This window comes from Pseudomonas hunanensis, from assembly GCF_013393325.1.
In the GTDB taxonomy this organism is placed as follows: domain Bacteria; phylum Pseudomonadota; class Gammaproteobacteria; order Pseudomonadales; family Pseudomonadaceae; genus Aquipseudomonas; species Aquipseudomonas putida_P.
Genome location: NZ_QJRC01000071.1, coordinates 63,842 through 82,541 on the forward strand (window position 1 = coordinate 63,842; position 18,700 = coordinate 82,541).

Annotated in this window: 19 protein-coding genes; 10 read left to right on the plus strand and 9 right to left on the minus strand. The window is 62.0% G+C overall.

Features of this window, described 5'->3' with window-relative positions; all coding sequences use genetic code 11:
* Positions 1 to 229: 229 nt before the first annotated feature.
* The 9 genes from DM807_RS04650 to DM807_RS04690 all read right to left on the minus strand — a co-directional run bounded on the left by DM807_RS04650 (position 230) and on the right by DM807_RS04690 (position 7,877).
* Entirely contained in the window at positions 230 to 523 is a 294-nt protein-coding gene (locus DM807_RS04650; protein ID WP_179027092.1) for a hypothetical protein, read from the minus strand.
* Entirely contained in the window at positions 523 to 2,052 is a 1,530-nt protein-coding gene (locus tag DM807_RS04655; RefSeq protein WP_179027093.1) for a DUF3631 domain-containing protein, read from the minus strand. The genes DM807_RS04650 and DM807_RS04655 overlap by 1 nt, the downstream gene beginning before the upstream one ends.
* Positions 2,045 to 3,076 carry a toprim domain-containing protein gene (locus DM807_RS04660; protein ID WP_179027094.1) on the minus strand — a complete coding sequence of 344 codons (1,032 nt, stop codon included), beginning with the start codon at positions 3,074 to 3,076 and terminating at the stop codon, positions 2,045 to 2,047. Before DM807_RS04660 ends, DM807_RS04655 begins: the two co-directional genes overlap by 8 nt.
* 2 nt (positions 3,077 to 3,078) lie before the next feature.
* Entirely contained in the window at positions 3,079 to 3,381 is a 303-nt protein-coding gene (locus DM807_RS04665) for a hypothetical protein (RefSeq protein ID WP_177010923.1), read from the minus strand.
* The gene (locus tag DM807_RS04670; protein WP_179027095.1) at positions 3,378 to 3,647 is read right to left on the minus strand and encodes a hypothetical protein; all 270 of its coding nucleotides are present in this window, start codon (positions 3,645 to 3,647) and stop codon (positions 3,378 to 3,380) included. Before DM807_RS04670 ends, DM807_RS04665 begins: the two co-directional genes overlap by 4 nt.
* On the minus strand, positions 3,644 to 3,805 hold the full coding sequence (locus tag DM807_RS04675; RefSeq protein ID WP_179027096.1) for a hypothetical protein: 162 nt from the start codon (positions 3,803 to 3,805) through the stop codon (positions 3,644 to 3,646). The genes DM807_RS04670 and DM807_RS04675 overlap by 4 nt, the downstream gene beginning before the upstream one ends.
* A gap of 339 nt (positions 3,806 to 4,144) precedes the next feature.
* The gene (locus DM807_RS04680) at positions 4,145 to 4,363 is read right to left on the minus strand and encodes a helix-turn-helix transcriptional regulator (RefSeq protein WP_177010925.1); all 219 of its coding nucleotides are present in this window, start codon (positions 4,361 to 4,363) and stop codon (positions 4,145 to 4,147) included.
* Between the two features lie 1,159 nt (positions 4,364 to 5,522).
* Complete coding sequence (locus DM807_RS04685) at positions 5,523 to 6,944, minus strand: site-specific integrase (protein ID WP_179027097.1); 1,422 nt, start codon at positions 6,942 to 6,944, stop codon at positions 5,523 to 5,525.
* 369 nt (positions 6,945 to 7,313) lie between these two features.
* Positions 7,314 to 7,877, minus strand: a complete 564-nt coding sequence (locus tag DM807_RS04690) for an LbetaH domain-containing protein (protein WP_179027098.1) — start codon at positions 7,875 to 7,877, stop codon at positions 7,314 to 7,316.
* A 134-nt stretch (positions 7,878 to 8,011) separates the two neighbouring features.
* On the opposite strand from DM807_RS04690, the gene DM807_RS04695 reads away from it, so the two are divergent.
* The 10 genes from DM807_RS04695 to DM807_RS04740 all read left to right on the plus strand — a co-directional run bounded on the left by DM807_RS04695 (position 8,012) and on the right by DM807_RS04740 (position 18,677).
* Complete coding sequence (locus tag DM807_RS04695) at positions 8,012 to 8,473, plus strand: Lrp/AsnC family transcriptional regulator (RefSeq protein ID WP_012270181.1); 462 nt, start codon at positions 8,012 to 8,014, stop codon at positions 8,471 to 8,473.
* A gap of 169 nt (positions 8,474 to 8,642) precedes the next feature.
* Positions 8,643 to 10,325: a flavin monoamine oxidase family protein gene (locus tag DM807_RS04700; protein WP_179027099.1), complete on the plus strand. Its 1,683-nt coding sequence runs from the start codon at positions 8,643 to 8,645 to the stop codon at positions 10,323 to 10,325.
* 14 nt (positions 10,326 to 10,339) lie between these two features.
* Positions 10,340 to 11,134, plus strand: coding sequence for a carbon-nitrogen hydrolase family protein (locus DM807_RS04705; protein WP_012270179.1), 795 nt, complete (start codon positions 10,340 to 10,342; stop codon positions 11,132 to 11,134).
* A 62-nt stretch (positions 11,135 to 11,196) separates the two neighbouring features.
* Positions 11,197 to 13,497 carry a pyrroloquinoline quinone biosynthesis protein PqqF gene (pqqF, locus tag DM807_RS04710; protein WP_179027100.1) on the plus strand — a complete coding sequence of 767 codons (2,301 nt, stop codon included), beginning with the start codon at positions 11,197 to 11,199 and terminating at the stop codon, positions 13,495 to 13,497.
* A 159-nt stretch (positions 13,498 to 13,656) separates the two neighbouring features.
* Complete coding sequence (pqqA, locus tag DM807_RS04715) at positions 13,657 to 13,728, plus strand: pyrroloquinoline quinone precursor peptide PqqA (RefSeq protein WP_003243383.1); 72 nt, start codon at positions 13,657 to 13,659, stop codon at positions 13,726 to 13,728.
* 79 nt (positions 13,729 to 13,807) lie between these two features.
* Entirely contained in the window at positions 13,808 to 14,719 is a 912-nt protein-coding gene (gene pqqB / locus DM807_RS04720) for a pyrroloquinoline quinone biosynthesis protein PqqB (RefSeq protein WP_012270177.1), read from the plus strand.
* A 9-nt stretch (positions 14,720 to 14,728) separates the two neighbouring features.
* A complete protein-coding gene (gene pqqC, locus DM807_RS04725) occupies positions 14,729 to 15,484 on the plus strand; it encodes a pyrroloquinoline-quinone synthase PqqC (protein WP_012270176.1) in 756 nt (251 codons plus the stop codon).
* The gene (pqqD, locus tag DM807_RS04730; RefSeq protein ID WP_012270175.1) at positions 15,481 to 15,756 is read left to right on the plus strand and encodes a pyrroloquinoline quinone biosynthesis peptide chaperone PqqD; all 276 of its coding nucleotides are present in this window, start codon (positions 15,481 to 15,483) and stop codon (positions 15,754 to 15,756) included. Before pqqC ends, pqqD begins: the two co-directional genes overlap by 4 nt.
* On the plus strand, positions 15,728 to 16,888 hold the full coding sequence (gene pqqE, locus DM807_RS04735) for a pyrroloquinoline quinone biosynthesis protein PqqE (protein ID WP_012270174.1): 1,161 nt from the start codon (positions 15,728 to 15,730) through the stop codon (positions 16,886 to 16,888). The genes pqqD and pqqE overlap by 29 nt, the downstream gene beginning before the upstream one ends.
* A complete protein-coding gene (locus DM807_RS04740; RefSeq protein ID WP_060493148.1) occupies positions 16,854 to 18,677 on the plus strand; it encodes a S9 family peptidase in 1,824 nt (607 codons plus the stop codon). The genes pqqE and DM807_RS04740 overlap by 35 nt, the downstream gene beginning before the upstream one ends.
* Positions 18,678 to 18,700 lie beyond the last annotated feature (23 nt).

Here is an 18,700-nt window from a genome sequence, read left to right on the forward strand (position 1 = left end):
CTCGGCGCCAGTGGCTCGACCTGCATAACCGGGCTGGTGACACAGCCTGATAGGTAGTTCAGTTGAGCCGAGTCGGACCGGATCAGCCGAGTCAGACCGAATGAGCTGTCTCGACAATCCACTGTGTTGATTCCTACACAGTGTGTTGATAACGCCACGGTGGATGAGAATTCCCACCCACATCGCCGAGCGTTCGACGATTGTTCGCCTAGGCACCTGCTACGGCTCGTCATGGCCCCACCTCCGCACCTGGCCAGCGCACACGAACATCTGCCAAGGCCTCGGCGCGGGTGATCGGCTCACTGATCATGGTGAACGGCCGGCACCCAGGTACCAGCACCGTCCAGTTGCAGCGGCGCTCCAGGCCGTCATTCGCTGCCAGTTCCGCCAGCAGCGCCAGCCGGTGTGCTTTCACGTACCTGCGAATGTCGTCGGTGATCAGCGCCTTGGGTCCGATGATCACGCGCATACCGCGCTTGCGGACTGAGAGGCCCTGATCCCGGAGATAGTCGATGGCAGCCATCACACCTCCTCCTCTTCCGGCCCAGCGGCGTCCTCCACACCCAGCGGGAGGGGTGTTTCATCCGCGACAGCGCGACACCCTGCATAGTCCGTGGCTTGCAGCTTTTTTTCATCCGCGACGCGGGGTAGGCCTGTCGCGGGGGAAAAATCGCTAGAAGCCGCATGGCCATTGGGTTGTCGCGCTGTCGCAGATGCAGTCGGGGTTTCGGCGGAAAGGTATCTGGTGAACGCTTCCGAAAAATCGGCTCGGTCGTACCCTTTCTTGTTGATGGTGCCGATGCGAATGTCCTTCGACTTGATGCCGAACTCGCCCAATTTCGTAGAGAGCTGACGCGCCGTCATCGGCTTGCCACGGTTCCAGGTAGGCCACGGTGCCTCGTCATCCGCCATCAGATGTTCAAGCAGGGTGGCGCTGAACATCTTGTTCGCCTGCTTGGTGTCTAGGATGGTTTTGATATCGTTCAGCAGTTCCACGCCCACGCTCGGGCTATCGTCTTCGATCTCATGAAGTGATCGCGCCGCCTGGCGAGCGATGGCAGGCCATTCCCCGCCTGCTGCTTCCGCAATCGCCAGCAGTGGCTCCCAGCAGTCATTAGCGCGGTCGTTCAGCCCGTTGATGGTGGCCGGCCTGGCCTTGCCAATTCGCTCGGCGTGGTCCTGAGCGAAGCGCATCATTCGTGAGCGCAGGCTGGTCCATAGGTCGGGATCGGAGTGACGCAGTACTTCTGTGGACTCGCCAGGCAGCTTTCGTCGGAGTCGAAGAGGAATGCTCCTGTCTGCCAACGTATCGGCGATCTTGCCGATGCCACAGAGCGCCTTAGCGCCCCACACCCTGAAAGGCGTGGGCATGTGATCATCACCCACACAGCGGATCACCACGGCGCTGTCACGGGTGAACCCGGCGTTGAGGATGCCTCGGGCTTCCTCATTGTCGCGCAAGAAGGCGTCCACCTCGTCAATCAGTAGCGTGGGTGACCAGAGCTCGATAGAACGAAACAGCGCAGCGGGCGCGATGTTCGATACTTGCAGCTTGCGGTTCACCAGATTCCCTAGTGCAGTGAGCATGATCGACTTGCCGCACCGCTTCTCCGGGGCCGTGATATTAGCGATCGGGGCGACCTGTACCGAGTCGATCAACCAGGTGAAGGTCGCCCACAACGCCGCTGCCTGAATCGTGGCTGCGTCGGCAATCACATAGCGCCTGATGGCGCCTGCAATGTCGTCCAGAAGCTCCGCGCCAGCGACAGGGCTTGGCCAAGACTCGACCTCGGGGAAGATGCCACCGCCGGCGGAAGCCTTCTCTTCGTCGTCCTGAGCCGTGAGACGGTCGAAGTCGACCATGGACAGAGCCTTGGTGTCCTTCACCTGCTGCCGGATTCTCGCCCAACTGGCCGGCTCCTTGGCACGGACCCGCTTCAGCTCCATGAGAATGATGGGCTCGTACAGCGCGCCAGCATCGGAGCCTAGGCGCTTGATGGCTTCTTGAACTGGGCTCTTGCTCATCAGCGTGATGACCTTCCCGTCACTCATGGCCCGCACTCCACACATGCAGGTCGTTGAAGTCGCTCAGCGCCAGCGGGGCATCCTCTGGCCACTCCGGGAAGCTGACCTCGGCACCTGCCGCCAACGCGGCAGCAATGGCCGCCGTGCGTCCTGGATTACCCTGCGTCTGGCGGTCGTCGTCTCCGGCGATCACCAGCTGCGCATCGGGGTACCTCGCCTTCATAGCGACGGCCACAGGTTTGAGGTTTCCGGCATTCATAGCCGCCGCCACGGCGCAGCCGGTCAGGGCGTGGATGGTGCACGCCGTTGCCCAGCCCTCGGCCAAATAGAGGCGAGCCCCGGGCACGGGCCTCCCGATCGGGCAGTACGCACCTTTCACCTGGCCGCCAGGAAGGAAACGCTTCTCCCCGCTGGCATCGATGCGCTGAAGGTTGACCATCAGGCCTTCGGCATACAGAGGGACCAGCAGGTCCTGACCACGCTGACGGATGCCCCGTGGTGCAACTTGCTTGCGCATCAGGTAGGGGTGGCGAACGTCTGCAGCGAATGCCTCGCTCCACATCGTGATGGCTCGCCCGGCAGCCGCACGCTGGCGGTCCTGAGCTTGTCGCGCTGCGTGCTCTGCCTTCGTAGCCGCGTCATGCGCAGCCTTCTCCAACCGCTGCTGAAGCTGCTCTGATGGCATGCCTGGGCGACCTTCGAGAATTGGAATGTCGAGCCCGAGGCGTCTCGCGATCCATGCGGCTGCATCGCTCTGGCTCATGTGCAGAGCCAGGGCGGCCAGGCTGACCAAATCGCTACCCCGGTCGCCGCTGGCAAAGTCACTCCAGCAGCCATCGGTGAGACTCACGGAAAAGCTGCCCGCTTTGCGGTCCGCCCGCGCGGGGTTCTTCGCCCACCATTCATTACCACGCTGCCTACCCTCAGGGAGCAGTTCAGCGACTAGCAAATGCGCTCTCGCTTGAGCGAACACGGCCACCTGGCGGATAGCTTCGACTTTTTTTGGGCAAGCCGATCCCGTCGGTGCCAATGCACCGTTTCGGATATTCATGATCAAGCCCTCGGGAGTTTTGCTTGCAGGTGATACTCAGCAGCTGCTTGGGTATCGACCAAGTTGCTAATGAGCGTTCCCATGCTTTCAAGCATCCAGCCGACACTGGTAACGGCTTGATCGCTCAAACCGGTTTCTCCATTGGAAGCAGTGCATGCCAGCAAATTGCCTATGCCGGAGATGCCGTGAGCCAACACGCAGGCATATTCCTTCGTTGAGTCGGCAGTTTTCCGAAGCTCATCGGTGGACATTTCCTTGATCGCCTCATGCTTGGGAAGCAGGCCATTCCAATTGCCAAGGCTCATTGGGCGCCTCCTACTACAGAAGCGCTGTAGCTATAACCCCAATGACGATGCTGCCAGCAGAAATTCTGAGTACCCAGACGGACGTTTTCCATATGGGCGTAGAGACTCTTGGAAACGGGGTGCTGCTGTCCAAGTGCAGGGATGATCAGGTTCGTGATGATCCGCTCAAGCTTCTTGAACTCATCCCTGGCTTGGCTGTGATGATGGACTTCAAAGTCCGCGAGCAAGGCCGGCCGCAACACGGTTTTGTTAGTGGTGTTTTTCATTCCGCATCCCCTTGAGCTTCGAGGGCGCGAGCCTGATCCATGTGGTGGTTGTAGCGCTTCAAGCGGACGGACAGGGACGAATTTGCGCGGAGAGCGCTGAGGGCCATCTTACGATGGGCAAGGGCACGGATTTTGGACGGAATGAGGGCGTGATTCATGGGTGCAGCTCCTTGGACGTAGGAACCACCACCAACTGCCGCCAAGCAGAATTGGGTGGTGGGTTGCGCAGGATTGGCGGACCGGCGTCCAAGGGAACCGGCGCACACGGAGGTGCTCCTACGCAACCCACCATAAAACGTTATTGCAGGCACAAAAAAAGCGCCTGCAATTCGAAGATGGGCGCTGTAGCGCCTCGGACAATTCAGGCCGCCAAGCCTGGTCGCTGAATTTGCAACGACACGGCGACGATACATCCCGAGCCACCGTGAAACAAGCGCTTTTTTGAGGCCGAGCAATCCCATGCCCGCGCAAGCGCAGGGGTGATTGATCATCATGGGTTAAGCCTCCTGGTTGCGCAGGAAGCTTTCGACAGACTCGGGCTCCCAACGGACGGAGCGGCCGAAACGGATCGGCTCGGGGAATCCGGGCGTCTTGGACCAGCGCCACCAGGTAGAGCGGCTGACCTGGTACTTGGCGCAAAGCTGAGCAGCCGTGGCGCGGGCACCGGGGATCGGCAGGCTGGGTGCATCGGTGTTGCTGATGGCGGTTTGGGCCATGTTCGATTTCTCCTTGCGAGGAAAAACCGAGGGGATCGTTCTGTAGAGCCACCAACGCCTGCGAACAGATCGCTAGATGGTAATTCATCGGAAACACCGCAACTGTATAGGACGCCAGTGTTGCGCATTATTCCCGCAGGTACTACAGTCCGCCCGAGCTTTACCTTTTACGGTAAAACGTAAAAACGTAAGCTCTGAAGCCGTCTCAAGTGCTTCTCCCCTCGGGGTTTGTGTGCTGGCCTGGCTGGTATGCAGAAGACGTTGGTAGCGTCTTTCCCGATCAAGCCTCAGCGTTGGTAGCGCTGAGGCTTTTCTTTTTCTGCTAACTAGCGATCACCATCCTGGCATCCACATCATAACTTTCATAGGGCAGCAGGATGTTGCAGGCGTGGCCGCATAGTAACGGCTAGTTTTGTGATGGCGCAACACCCGCGGAAGCAAATTCGACAGCTCTTCCGGCTATGTACGTTTCTACAAGCGTACATAACTAGCAAGATCGAAAATGTAATTTGGGGGCTCTAGGGGTTTCTAGGGGGCTCCTGCGTACTCATGCGTACTCAAAGCGAAGCGCTAAATCATGATCCCCTACCTTCACGACCGTTCGTCAGATAGGCGAAAAGCCAAGTAATGCGGGGCCTACAGCGGACCTTATGAGGCCCTCATGAGGGCCGCGCTCAAAAATCGCATCGACTAAGCATGCTCTGGTCTGACGCGTCAGTTTTAGCAGCTAAACAAAAACCTGACGCGTCAGGCTCTACATTTCTCCGCCACAGCGACCTGTCAAGACATGGTGCTCCCAACATCACAGTTCGTGAACTTTTCCACTTTAAGTGTAAAAAGCAGAAAAACTGTTCAAATGAACAAATCAGCTATTTCGCACATGGTTAACAAGTGTTTTAACGAGAGTTTTGGAACCGAATATAGCCGCAGCCCTTATAGATATGGGTTTGTCAGGCGGTCTGGCCAACTATCCGACTAAGGTAACTATCCGCGACAGCGCGACACACCAGTAAACTCGCGACCTCCAGCGATTTTTATCCCGCGACAGCCCTATCACCTGTCACGGACGAAAAAACGCTGTGGGTCACGGACTATAAGGGGTGTCGCGTTGTCGCGGATAAAACACCCCGTCCGCTGGAGGTCAGGGTAAGTGGGCAGCTCAGTCAGCCGATTTCTTTTTCCGGCGCGACAGCAGCACCACGTTGTCAGTCTCGCCCTCACCGATGGCAAGCTTGTCCAGGTAGCGGCCCCACTGCTCCAGCGCAGCACGCTTCTCGGGCAGGTAGCTGTATCGATCGTAATGCTTGGCCTGCACCCCGCTGCGCCCGTGAGAGAGCAGCCAGGCACGAACCTCGGCGGAAACGCCTTGATGCGCCAGCAGCGTTTCAGCTGTTACGCGCACGTTCTTCCAACTGAAGGGCTGGGTCTTGCCCGATGCCGAAAGTACACGGCCTGCTTCTACGAACAATCCGCTGAAGGTGTCAGGGCTGGCGGTGCTGCCAGGCGTCAGGGAGAACGGGCCGGGGCCAATCTGGTCGTCCAGCAGCGGCTGAATGACTTCCCTGATTCGATCAGTGATCGGCAGCAGGTGGTCCCATGCCTGGGCCTTGCGCCCTTTGGCATCGATCAGACTGATGGTGCTGTCGGTTACGGCCTCCCAGGGCACCGCGCAGAACTGGGTGAGCCGCTGGCCGCCAAAGTAGATCAGCGCCTTGGCGATGGCCGCGTATCGAAGCGGGAGCGTGTCCAGGTAGCGCAGAAGCTCGCCCAATTCTTCTGGTGTCAGCGACTCGGTGTGGCCACCGCCAGTACCTTGGGTGACGGGAATGTCGCGCACTGGGTTGCTGCTGATGGCAAACACCTTGCCGTCCTGCGCCAGCCGCTCGGGCGCCAGGTGGGCCTTGGCCGCGTAGCTGAATGCAGCTCGCAGGTACCGACGAAGCTTGTCGCAGGTGGTCCGCATTCCGTTGAATGAGCTACCAGGCGCCTTGTTGCCGATCCCGCGCCCCTTTGGCTTGCGCCCCAGCACACCAGCAAGAATCAGCTGTATGTCTTCGGGCTGAATCTCCGCCGCCGGCCTGGCCACCAGGTCAGGGTGGTAGGTCTTCACATGGAGCTGGAACATCCGGCCAATTTCCTTTGCGCTCACCCGGCCAGCCTCGATCATGCTGGCGGTGTAGCTGTCCATCAGATCGGCAAAGGAGCCACGTCGAGCAGCGGCCTCGGCTGCCCGCTGTGCACGCAGTTCCGCTTCGGCCTGGGCGGCTTTCTGTCGCTCAGACAGGGCCAGGTAGGCCCCAATGCTGCCAGCGGCCTCGACCTCAATCGACAAGCTCATTGCGCGGTGCCTTAGGTCGCTCAGGGAATACTCATCGGCTCCAGGCCTGGGGCGCTTGGCCAATGCGCCCAGGGGCAGGCGCTGGTCAGTTGTGGGAGTGCGCTCACGGTAGTAGGCCATCACGACCCCGGACGCCTTTCGCTCGAGCAGCAGCGTCCCCTTTCCGCGTGACCCGACTGGCTCGGACTTCCGGGTCTTGACCGCGTGTGCTTCCAGGTCAGTCAGCCGCGTGCGCTTCGCCATAATTTTCCCCGTTCGTTCCCCGTTTCGAGTGAGAACTCAGGGTATCCAGTGAAACGTAGAAAAACAAACGAACAGAATAAGCCACTGATATCAAAGTATTTTATGGAGATTCATGGCTATTCTTGAAACCTGCCGAAACCCCTCGAATGGTCACTCATAATCCTTTGGTCCACGGTTCGAGTCCGTGTGGGCCCACCAGATACGACAAAGCCGCGCAAATGCGCGGCTTTTTCATGCCTATCGATCAGCCGAGCAATTACGCTCTTCAATGCATCGCCTGCCCCAACCAAACCCGTTGAGTGCGGAGGTGCGACAAAGCACGCCATTTGCCGGCGCCTGCTGCTCGCGCGCAAAGCCCATTCAGTCGCATCACTCATCCCGCGCTGGAAAACCCCGCATCTCGACCTGTCGCGGGTTGTAGAAGGTCATGCCAGCCGGAATATCCCGCGTAACCAGCGACATAGCGCCAATCACCACGTCGTCGCCAATATCGATGCGATCGGCAACAATGCAGCTATTGGCGCCCATGCTCACATTGTCGCCAATGCGCAGCGTGTATTCCTCCAGGCCAAGGGTCTTGATGCCGATCGAGCAGTTCTGCCGGATGAAGAAATTGCGCCCGATGCGCACGTGCCGGGTGATCACTACCCCCGGTAGGTGCGCGATGCGCAGGCCGGGCGCGATGTGTGCACCTATATCGATGTCCACAGCGTACTTGAGGTTTAGCCGCTGTTGCATGCGCCGGGCGTGACGCCGTGCCAGGCCACCATGGGCGTCGAGGTACTGGGCCAGGCGGTAGGCAAAGAGAAAACGCAGTTTGTTGTCCTTGCGGGCGCGGCGCAGCACGTTGAACAGCAAACTGATACTGCGTCCGGGCCTTTTCTTGTTGGAGACTTCCAGTCGCCAGCATTCGAGCAGGTGGTCGAGGTTCACGCTGAGGTTCTCGTTGGACTAGCGCTTCATCATGCCGAAGGCAAAGTCATCGGGCCAGCCTGGTCAGCTGTGACGGCCCTTGCCCTCATCGGCATTGGCTGGCTAGGCTAGCGGGCCAACCGCAGAGACTCGCCATGTCGGATTCCCGCTCCATCACGCTGGATGAGATCGATCGCCAGCTGATTGCCCTGTTGCAGATCAACGCCCGCGAAAGCGTCGCCACCCTCGCCCGCCAGCTGGGCATCGCCCGCACCACGGTCAACTCGCGCCTGGAACGGCTGGAGAAGAACAAGGTCATTTCCGGCTATGGCGTACGCCTGGGCCAGAGTGTGATAGGCGGCGGGCTGCAGGCGTACGTGGGGATCAAGGTGCAGCCGCGTTCCGGCAAGGAAGTGGTGCGGCGCCTGAGTGCCATGGGGCAAGTGCAGCAGCTGTGTGCGGTAAGCGGAGAATTCGACTACGTGGCCTGGCTGCGTACGGACTCGCCCGAACAGCTTGACCAGTTGCTTGACCAGATCGGCAGTGTCGACGGCGTGGAGAAGACCACCACGTCGATCATTCTCAGTAGCAAGGTAGATCGCGGGCAGCCGCTCTGATTTCTAAGTCGTCGTAATGTATATGACGCATGTTATTCCGACGAAACAAACTACATTCAGACACCACTCTGCGCCTTAATTACGAAAACCCCACGCCCTAAAATGACCCCCAGGCATCTCCTATACTCAGGCTCCGCTCCCCGCGCAGCCTCTCTGGCAAGGTCACTTCATGAACAAGAAAAACCGCCGCCCCGCCGACGGCAAGAAGCCGATCACCATCTTCGGCCCGGACTTCCCGTTCGCTTTCGACGACTGGTTGGAGCACCCCGCGGGCCTGGGCAGCATTCCGGTTGATCGCCAGGGTGAAGAAGTAGCCATCATAGGTGCCGGTATCGCCGGCCTGGTGGCGGCCTACGAGTTGATGAAGCTGGGCCTCAAACCGGTGGTGTACGAGGCTTCCAAGCTGGGTGGCCGGCTGCGCTCGCAAGCCTTCAACGGCACCGATGGGATCATCGCCGAATTGGGTGGCATGCGCTTCCCGGTGTCGTCCACGGCCTTCTATCACTACGTGGACAAGCTGGGCCTGGAAACCAAGCCTTTCCCCAACCCGCTGACCCCGGCCTCGGGCAGCACGGTGATCGACCTGGAAGGCCAGACCTACTACGCCGAAAAAACCAGCGACCTGCCCAAGCTGTTTCATGAAGTGGCCGATGCCTGGGCTGATGCGCTGGAAAGCGGCGCCCAGTTCGCCGAAATCCAGCAAGCCATCCGCAACCGCGACGTACCGCGCCTGAAGGCACTGTGGAACAAGCTGGTGCCGCTGTGGGACGACCGCACCTTCTACGACTTCGTCGCCACCTCGCGCTCGTTTGCCAAGCTGAGCTTCCAGCACCGCGAAGTGTTCGGCCAGGTCGGTTTCGGCACCGGTGGCTGGGATTCGGACTTCCCCAACTCGATGCTGGAAATTTTCCGCGTGGTGATGACCAACTGCGACGACCACCAGCACCTGGTGGTCGGCGGTGTGGAACAAGTGCCGCAAGGCATCTGGCGCCATGTACCGGAGCGCTGCGTGCATTGGCCGCAGGGCACCAGCCTGAGCACGTTGCACGGCGGCGCGCCGCGTACCGGGGTCAAGCGCATTGCCCGCGCTTCCGATGGACGCCTGGCGGTCACCGACAACTGGGGCGACACCCGCCACTACAGCGCGGTACTCGCCACCTGCCAGACCTGGCTGCTGACCACCCAGATCGACTGCGAGGAATCGCTGTTCTCGCAAAAAATGTGGATGGCCCTGGACCGCACCCGCTACATGCAGTCGTCGAAGACCTTCGTCATGGTCGACCGGCCGTTCTGGAAGGACAAGGACCCGGAAACCGGCCGCGACCTGATGAGCATGACCCTCACCGACCGGCTTACCCGCGGCACTTACCTGTTCGACAACGGTGACGACAAGCCGGGGGTGATCTGCCTGTCCTACGCCTGGATGAGCGATGCGCTGAAGATGCTGCCGCACCCGGTGGAAAAGCGCGTGCAGCTGGCCCTGGATGCGCTGAAGAAGATCTACCCGAAAACCGACATCGCAGGGCACATCATCGGCGACCCGATCACCATTTCCTGGGAAGCCGACCCGCACTTCCTTGGCGCTTTCAAGGGGGCGCTGCCGGGCCACTACCGCTACAACCAGCGCATGTACGCGCACTTCATGCAGCAGGACATGCCCGCCGAGCAGCGCGGCATGTTCATTGCCGGTGACGACGTGTCGTGGACCCCGGCCTGGGTGGAAGGCGCGGTGCAAACGTCGCTGAATGCGGTGTGGGGTATCATGAACCACTTCGGTGGCCACACCCACCCGGACAACCCCGGCCCAGGCGACGTGTTCGACGAAATCGGCCCGATCGCCCTGGCAGACTGAGACAAGGAGGCACCATGCGCATCGCTCTGTTCCAGGGTGCACCCAAGCCACTGGACGTGCCCGGCAACCTGCAACGGCTGCGCCACCAGGCGCAGCTGGCGGCCGAACGCGGCGCACAGTTGCTGGTGTGTCCGGAAATGTTCCTGACGGGCTACAACATCGGCCTGGCCCAGGTCGAGCGCCTGGCTGAAGCCGACGATGGCCCGGCGGCGATGGCGGTGGTAGAGATCGCCCAGGCGCAGCGCATCGCTATCGTCTATGGCTACCCCGAGCGCGGCGACGACGGGGCAATCTACAACAGCGTACAGTTGATCGATGCGCATGGCCGCAGCCTCAGCAACTACCGCAAGACCCACCTGTTCGGTGACCTGGACCGCTCGATGTTCAGCCCAGGCGCCGACCTGTCCCCGGTGGTGGAATTTGACGGTTGGAAAGTCGGCCTGCTGATCTGCTACGACATCGAGTTCCCGGAGAACGCTCGGCGCCTGGCGCTCGATGGCGCAGAGCTGATACTGGTGCCGACCGCGAACATGACGCCGTACGACTTTACCTGCCAGGTGACCGTGAGGGCGCGGGCGCAGGAGAACCAGTGTTACCTGGTGTATGCCAATTATTGCGGTGCGGAAGACGAGATTCACTACTGCGGGCAGAGCAGCCTCATCGGGCCGGATGGCAGTGTGCTAGCCATGGCCGGGCAGGATGAATGCCAGTTATTGGCGGAGCTTGAACATGATCAGGTGGTGCAGGGGCGCTTGGCGTTTCCTTATCTGAACGATTTGCGCCAGGAGCTTCACCTGCGTAAAGGCTGATAGCCCTTTCGCGGGCCCGCTACACAAATGGGTTAGCATGGACAGCAGCAACCGGAGCCCCCATGCCTGACGCCACCCGCCACCTCACCCTCGCCAACGGCCTGCAGCTTACCCTGCGCCATGCCCCGCGCCTGAAGCGCGCGGCCGCCGCATTGCGGGTGCACGCGGGTAGCCATGACGCGCCGGGAAAATGGCCAGGGCTGGCCCACTTCCTCGAGCACCTGTTCTTCCTCGGCACCCCGCGCTTCCCCCTGGACGATGGCCTGATGCGCTACGTGCAGGCCCTCGGTGGCCAGGTCAACGCCAGTACCCGTGAACGCACCACCGATTTTTTCTTCGAAGTCCCGCCTAATGCCTTGGCCGCAGGCCTCGAGCGCCTGTGCCAGATGCTGGCCGAGCCTGACCTGGGCATCGCGCGCCAACGCCGCGAGCGCGAAGTGATTCACGCCGAGTTCATCGCCTGGTCGCGCAACCCACAGGCCCAGCAGCAATTCGCCTTGCTGCAGACGCTGTCGCCCGCTCATCCGCTGAGCGCTTTTCATGCCGGCAACCGATACACCCTGGCCCTGCAGGACCCGGCCTTCCAGCAAGCGCTTGGGGGCTTTCACCGGCGCTTTTACCAAGGCGGCCAGATCGTCTTGAGCCTATGCGGCCCGCAACCGCTGGATGAACTGGAGCAACTGGGCCGGCAGCATGCTCAGCAGTTCGCCACGGGCACGCGAGTACCGCACCTTCAGCCACCGCCCCTGTCGGCAGCGACTATGCCACTGGCTTTTATCCACGAGCACCTTCCGGCAGGTGCCGAGCAGGCGCTGGAACTGCTGATTGCCTGCCTGAATGACAGCCGCCCAGGTACCTGGCTGGGTACACTGCGCGAGCGTGGCTGGCTGCAAGGTTTCAAGGCCGAAAAGCTGTATGCCTTCGCCGGGCAGTTGCTGTGGCACCTGGACCTGAAGCTCAGCGCCAACGCCTGCCCAGATGAAGCCAATGACCTGCTGCACGGTTGGTTCAATTTCATCCGACAAGCCGATCTCGCACAGCTGAACCCTGACTTCGGCTTGCTGCAGCACAGCGGCGAACGCAGTGCCAGCGCACTTGAACTGGCCCGCCGGGACAGTACCGGGTTGCCGTTCAGCCAGTTGGATACACAAGGTTTGCAGGCCCTTCGTGCCCTGCTGGATGACCTGCCATGCAGCAATCATGGGCAATGGCAGATACCCACGGTCGAGCCGTTGCTGATGGCTGACTTACCCACCGCCATGGCGCAGCCTCTACCGAACGCACTGAAGATCAGTGACCAGCTCCCCGGCACCCGCCAATATGCGGCACTCTACTTACGCTGGCACGTGCCTTCGCCTGTGCGCCAGCGCTTGCAGGGCGTGCTTGAACAGGCCCTCGCGCCGCTGCAGGAGCGATGTGAACGCGCCTCGGTGCAACTGCAATACACCACCGCAGGGGAATACTGGCAGTTGCGCTGCGCCGGGCTGCCGGCCGCGGTGCTGCGCGCAGTGCCGCAGGCCTTGGCTTTGATGCTCACCCCCCCTGCCAGTTGCTGGCTGCCCAGCGCGGCGCCGCCCCCGGCACTGATCCCTATCAGGGCCTTGCTCAAGCAACTGCCAGACACGGTGCTGCATACCCCGCCCACAGCGGCACCGGCCGGCACGCTGAAACAGCAGCAGCTCGACAGCCTGTGGCAGCACGCAAACTGGCATGGCCTGGCTGCGGGCTTCGACGATGCCGCGCTGAACGCCTTGGCTACCGCGTTGCAGCACTGCCCCGGGCAAGGCGCACGGCCTGGCTCCCTGCCCACATGGGCCAACCGTCGCTGGCAGCATGCCGAAGTGGCTGGCAGCGAATATGCCCTGCTGCTGTTCTGCCCGCTGCCTCCCGCCAGCGAAGCCGCAGGCCGCCTGCTAGCGCAACTGCTGCAGGGGCCGGTTTACCAACGCCTGCGGGTAGAGTTGCAACTCGGCTACGCGGTGTTCAGCGCCTTTCGTCAGGTCGAGGGGGTCGGCGGTCTACTGTTCGGCGTGCAGTCCCCCCACACCGGCCAAGCGCAGGTCCTCGACCACCTGCTCGCCCTGTTGCGCCAGGGTGTCACCCTGGACCCGGCCGCCCGCCAAGCCCTGGCCGAGCAATTCGACGAGCCCGCCATGGCCAATGCCGACGTCGCCGAATGGGCGTGGCAGACACACCTGGCTACACAACCCGGCAGGCTGGATGCACTGCGCAGGGCTATCCTGAACACGCGGCAGACGGATCTGGACCACCTGCTGAGCAACCTGCTCGACACAGGTTCCACTTGGCTATGCCTGGCCAACGCTGCCGCGCCAAACCCTTCCTGGCAAGGCGCTGCACGATGATTGTTACGCGAACTGCAACGGCGCTTTTCGAATAATTAACCTTTCGGTACAAATTTTTCTTGTAAGATAGCGCAATCCCAGTTTCAGGGAACTGCCGACGCGTGGCGGTACCCAAGTAGTAGCTGAGCATCCCAACCCTCATCCGGAAGGAGTAATTCCATGTGGACCAAACCTGCATACACTGATCTGCGTATCGGCTTCGAAGTCACCATGTACTTCGCTAACCGCTAAGCCCGGCTTAGGGTTTCACGCCTCGGCCTGCCGGGGCGTTTTCGTTTTTCCGATCCGGTTTTTTGCATAGAGAGTGGCCATGTACATCCAGGTTCTCGGCTCCGCCGCCGGTGGCGGGTTCCCACAGTGGAACTGCAACTGCGTCAACTGCAAGGGCTACCGTGACGGCACCCTGCGCGCCACGGCACGCACCCAGTCGTCCATCGCCCTGTCCGACGACGGCGTGCATTGGGTTCTGTGCAATGCCTCGCCCGACATCCGCGCCCAACTGCAGGCCTTTGCGCCCATGCAACCGGCCCGGGCCCTGCGCGACACCGGCATCAACGCCATCGTCCTGCTGGACAGCCAGATCGACCACACCACTGGCCTGCTCAGCCTGCGCGAAGGTTGCCCGCACCAAGTGTGGTGCACCGACATGGTCCACCAGGACCTGACCACCGGTTTCCCGCTGTTCAACATGCTCAGCCACTGGAACGGTGGCCTACAGTGGAACCGCATCGAGCTGGAAGGCAGCTTCGTCATCGAGGCCTGCCCCAACCTCAAGTTCACCCCCTTCCCCCTGCGCAGCGCTGCACCGCCGTACTCGCCGCACCGTTTCGACCCGCACCCAGGCGACAACCTGGGCCTGTTGGTCGAGGACACTCGTACCGGCGGCAAGCTGTTCTACGCCCCAGGCCTGGGCCAGGTCGACGGCAAGCTGTTGGCGATGATGCACGACGCCGACTGCCTGCTGGTCGACGGCACCCTGTGGGAGGACGATGAAATGCAGCGCCGTGGTGTCGGCACCCGCACCGGCCGCGAGATGGGCCACCTGGCGCAAAATGGCCCTGGCGGCATGCTCGAAGTGCTGGACGGCTTCTCGCGCCAGCGCAAAGTGCTTATCCACATCAACAACACCAACCCGATTCTCGATGAAGACTCCCCCGAGCGCGCCGAAGTCCTGCGCCGCGGTGTGGAAGTTGCCTTCGACGGCATGAGCATCGAGTTGTAAGGAGGCCCGATGAGCGACGCACTGCCCATGTCCCCTGCCGAATTCGAGCAGGCTCTGCGCGCCAAAGGCGCCTATTACCACATCCATCACCCGTACCATGTGGCGATGTACCAAGGCCGCGCCACCCGCGAGCAGATCCAGGGCTGGGTGGCCAACCGTTTCTACTACCAGGTCAACATCCCGATGAAGGATGCCGCGATCCTGGCCAACTGCCCGGACCGCGAAGTGCGCCGAGAGTGGATCCAGCGCCTGCTCGACCACGACGGCGCACCCGGCGAGGACGGTGGCATCGAAGCCTGGCTGCGCCTGGGCCAGGCCGTCGGCCTCGACCCCGACCAGCTGCGCTCCCAGGAGCTGGTACTGCCCGGCGTACGCTTTGCCGTGGACGCCTACGTCAACTTCGCCCGCCGCGCCAGCTGGCAGGAAGCCGCCAGCAGCTCGCTGACCGAACTGTTTGCCCCACAAATCCACCAGTCGCGGCTGGACAGTTGGCCACAGCACTACCCGTGGATCGACCCGGCCGGCTACGAGTACTTCCGCACCCGCCTTGGCCAGGCCCGGCGCGACGTGGAGCACGGCCTGGCGATTACCCTGCAGCACTACACCACCCGCGCGGGCCAGGAGCGTATGCTGGAGATCCTGCAGTTCAAGCTGGATATCCTCTGGAGCATGCTCGACGCCATGAGCATGGCCTACGAGCTGAACCGCCCGCCTTATCACTCCGTCACCCAGGACCGGGTGTGGCACAAGGGGATCACCCTATGAGTCTTGATCGCAATCAAGTGCCGAACTGGCGCCCCGGCTACCGCTTCCAGTACGAGCCGGCGCAAAAGGGCCATGTGTTGCTGTACCCCGAGGGCATGATCAAGCTCAACGAAAGCGCCAGCCTGATCGGTGGCCTGATCGACGGCCAGCGTGACGTGGCAGCGATCATCAGCGAACTCGAACAGCAATTCCCCGATGTCCCGGAAGTGGCCGATGACATCGAGCAATTCATGGAGGTGGCCCGTGCCGAACACTGGATCGTCCTCGCCTGAGTTGCCGCCTACGCCTGCGGTCGGCCTGCCGCTGTGGCTGCTGGCCGAGCTCACCTACCGCTGCCCGCTGCAGTGCCCGTACTGTTCCAACCCGCTGGACTTCGCCGCCCAGGGCCAAGAGCTGAGCACCGAACAGTGGTTCAAGGTGATGGCTGAAGCACGGGAAATGGGCGCCGCGCAAATCGGCTTCTCTGGCGGTGAACCGCTGGTGCGCCAGGACCTTGCCGAGCTGATTGGCGAGGCTCGCAGGCTGGGTTACTACACCAACCTGATCACCTCGGGCATTGGCCTGACCGAGGCGCGCATCGCCGATTTCAAGAAGGCCGGCCTGGACCATATCCAGATCAGCTTCCAGGCCAGCGACGAGCAGGTGAACAACCTGCTGGCTGGCTCGAAGAAGGCCTTTGCACAAAAGCTGGAAATGGCCCGCGCGGTGAAAGCCCACGGTTACCCGATGGTGCTCAACTTCGTCACCCATCGGCACAACATCGACAAGATCGACCGCATCATCGAGCTGTGCATTGCCCTGGAGGCCGACTTCGTCGAGCTTGCCACCTGCCAGTTCTACGGCTGGGCGCACCTCAACCGCCTGGGCCTGCTACCGACTCGCGCGCAGCTCGAGCGGGCAGAACGCATCACCAACGAATACCGGGACAAACTCAAGGCCGAGGGCAACCCGTGCAAGCTGATCTTCGTTACCCCAGACTACTACGAAGAACGCCCCAAGGCCTGCATGAATGGTTGGGGCAACCTGTTCCTCACCATCACCCCGGACGGCACCGCCCTGCCCTGCCACGGCGCGCGCCAGCTGCCGGTGCAATTCCCCAATGTGCGCGAGCATGACTTGCACCATATCTGGTACGAGTCGTTCGGCTTCAATCGCTTCCGTGGTTATGAGTGGATGCGCGAACCGTGCCGCTCCTGCGACGAGAAAGAAAAGGACTTCGGCGGCTGTCGCTGCCAGGCCTTCATGCTGACCGGCGATGCCAGCAACGCCGACCCGGTATGCGCCAAGTCGGCCGACCACGGCATCATCCTCAAGGCCCGCGAGGAGGCAGAAACCGCCCAGCTCGCCATTGAACAGATGACCTTCCGCAATGATCGAAACTCACGTGTCATCGCCCGCGGCTGAATTCAGCGCGGCCCAGGCGGTGGCCGCCGGCACCGACTTCGCCGAACTCAAAGTCAGTGCCGACGGGCTGTTCTGGATCGAATTTCGCCCGGCCGATGGTGCTTGCCGTATCTGGCACTGGCTGCACTACCAGGCCCGCTGCCTGACGCCAGATGGTTTCAGCGTGCGCAGCCGGGCCTACGAGTATGGCGGTGGCAGCTTCTGCCTGGGTGGCGACGGGTTGGTGTTCGTCAACGAAAAGGACCAGCAGGTCTACACCCAACCGCTGGACGATTTGCTACCGCGTGCTCTGACCCGCGATGCCAGCTGCCGCTATGGCGATGTGCAGTGGCACGACAGCCAGGTGCTGGCCGTCGAGGAGCGCCATGCCGAGCAGGTGGAGCATCGCCTCGTCGCTTTGGGCGAAAGCCGCCGTGAGGTACTCGCCGAGGGTGCCGATTTCTACGCCGCACCCACCGTGAGTGCCGATGGCCAACGCCTGGCGTGGATCGAATGGGACCGCCCTGCACAGCCCTGGACCGTGACCCGCCTGATGAGCCGCACACGGGATGCCAGCGGCCACTGGGGGCCGCCGCAGTGTGTAGCCGCCGCTGACGAATCGCTGCAACAACCGCGCTTCGATGCCGAAGGCCGGCTCTACTGCCTATCCGACCGCAACGGCTTCTGGCAGCCCTGGGGAGAGGTCGAGGGTCACTGGCAAGCCTTGCCCGCCAAGTCGGCGGACCATGCAGCAGCGCCTTGGCAGTTGGGCACCTGCACCTGGCTGCCACTGGGGCCGCAAAGCTACCTGGCCAGCTGGTTCCAGGATGGCTTCGGGCAATTGGGGCTGCGTGGCGAAGATGGCCGCATGGCGCGGTTTGCCAGTGCTTATACTCGTTTTCGCAACCTGGCCATGGATGCCGAACACCTCTATGCCATTGCCGCCTCGCCTATCAGCCCGCCGGCAGTGATTGCCATCGACCGCGGCAACCACGAGGTCCGTGTGCTGGCCGGTGGTGCCGAGGTGCTACCGGCAGGGCGCATCAGCCTGCCGCAGCCCATCCACTATGGCAGTGACGGCGAGCAGGCCCATGGCTTCTTCTACCCGCCAGTGCAGTCGCAAGGCGCCGCACCGCTGGTGGTGTTCGTCCATGGTGGGCCGACTTCGGCCTGTTACCCCGTGCTCGACCCACGCATCCAGTACTGGACCCAGCGCGGCTTTGCCGTGGCCGACCTGAACTACCGGGGCAGCACCGGCTATGGCCGGGAGTACCGCCAGGCACTGCACCTGCGCTGGGGCGAAAGCGATGTGGCCGATGCCTGCGCAGCGGTCGAATACCTGGCGGCTCAGGGCTGGGTCGACAAACACAAGGCGTTCATCCGCGGCGGCAGCGCCGGTGGCTATACCACCTTGTGCGCCCTGGCATTCCATGATGTGTTCCGTGCCGGCGCCAGCCTGTACGGGGTCAGCGACCCGGTGGCCCTGGGCCGTGCCACCCACAAGTTCGAGGGCGACTACCTGGACTGGCTGATCGGCGACCCGCAGCAGGACGCCGAGCGTTATCGCCAGCGCACGCCTTTGCTGCATGCAGGGCAGATCAAGGTGCCGGTGATTTTCTTCCAGGGCGAGCTGGATGCGGTGGTGGTGCCGGAACAGACCCGCGCGATGCTGGCGGCGTTGCAGGCTAACGGGATCGAGGCTGAGGGGCACTTCTATGCCGGAGAGCGGCATGGGTTCCGCAAAGCGGAGAACCTGGCGCATGCATTGGAAGAAGAGTGGAAATTCTATTGCCGGGTGTTGAAGCACTGAGAGTTTGGGGCCGCTTTGCGGCC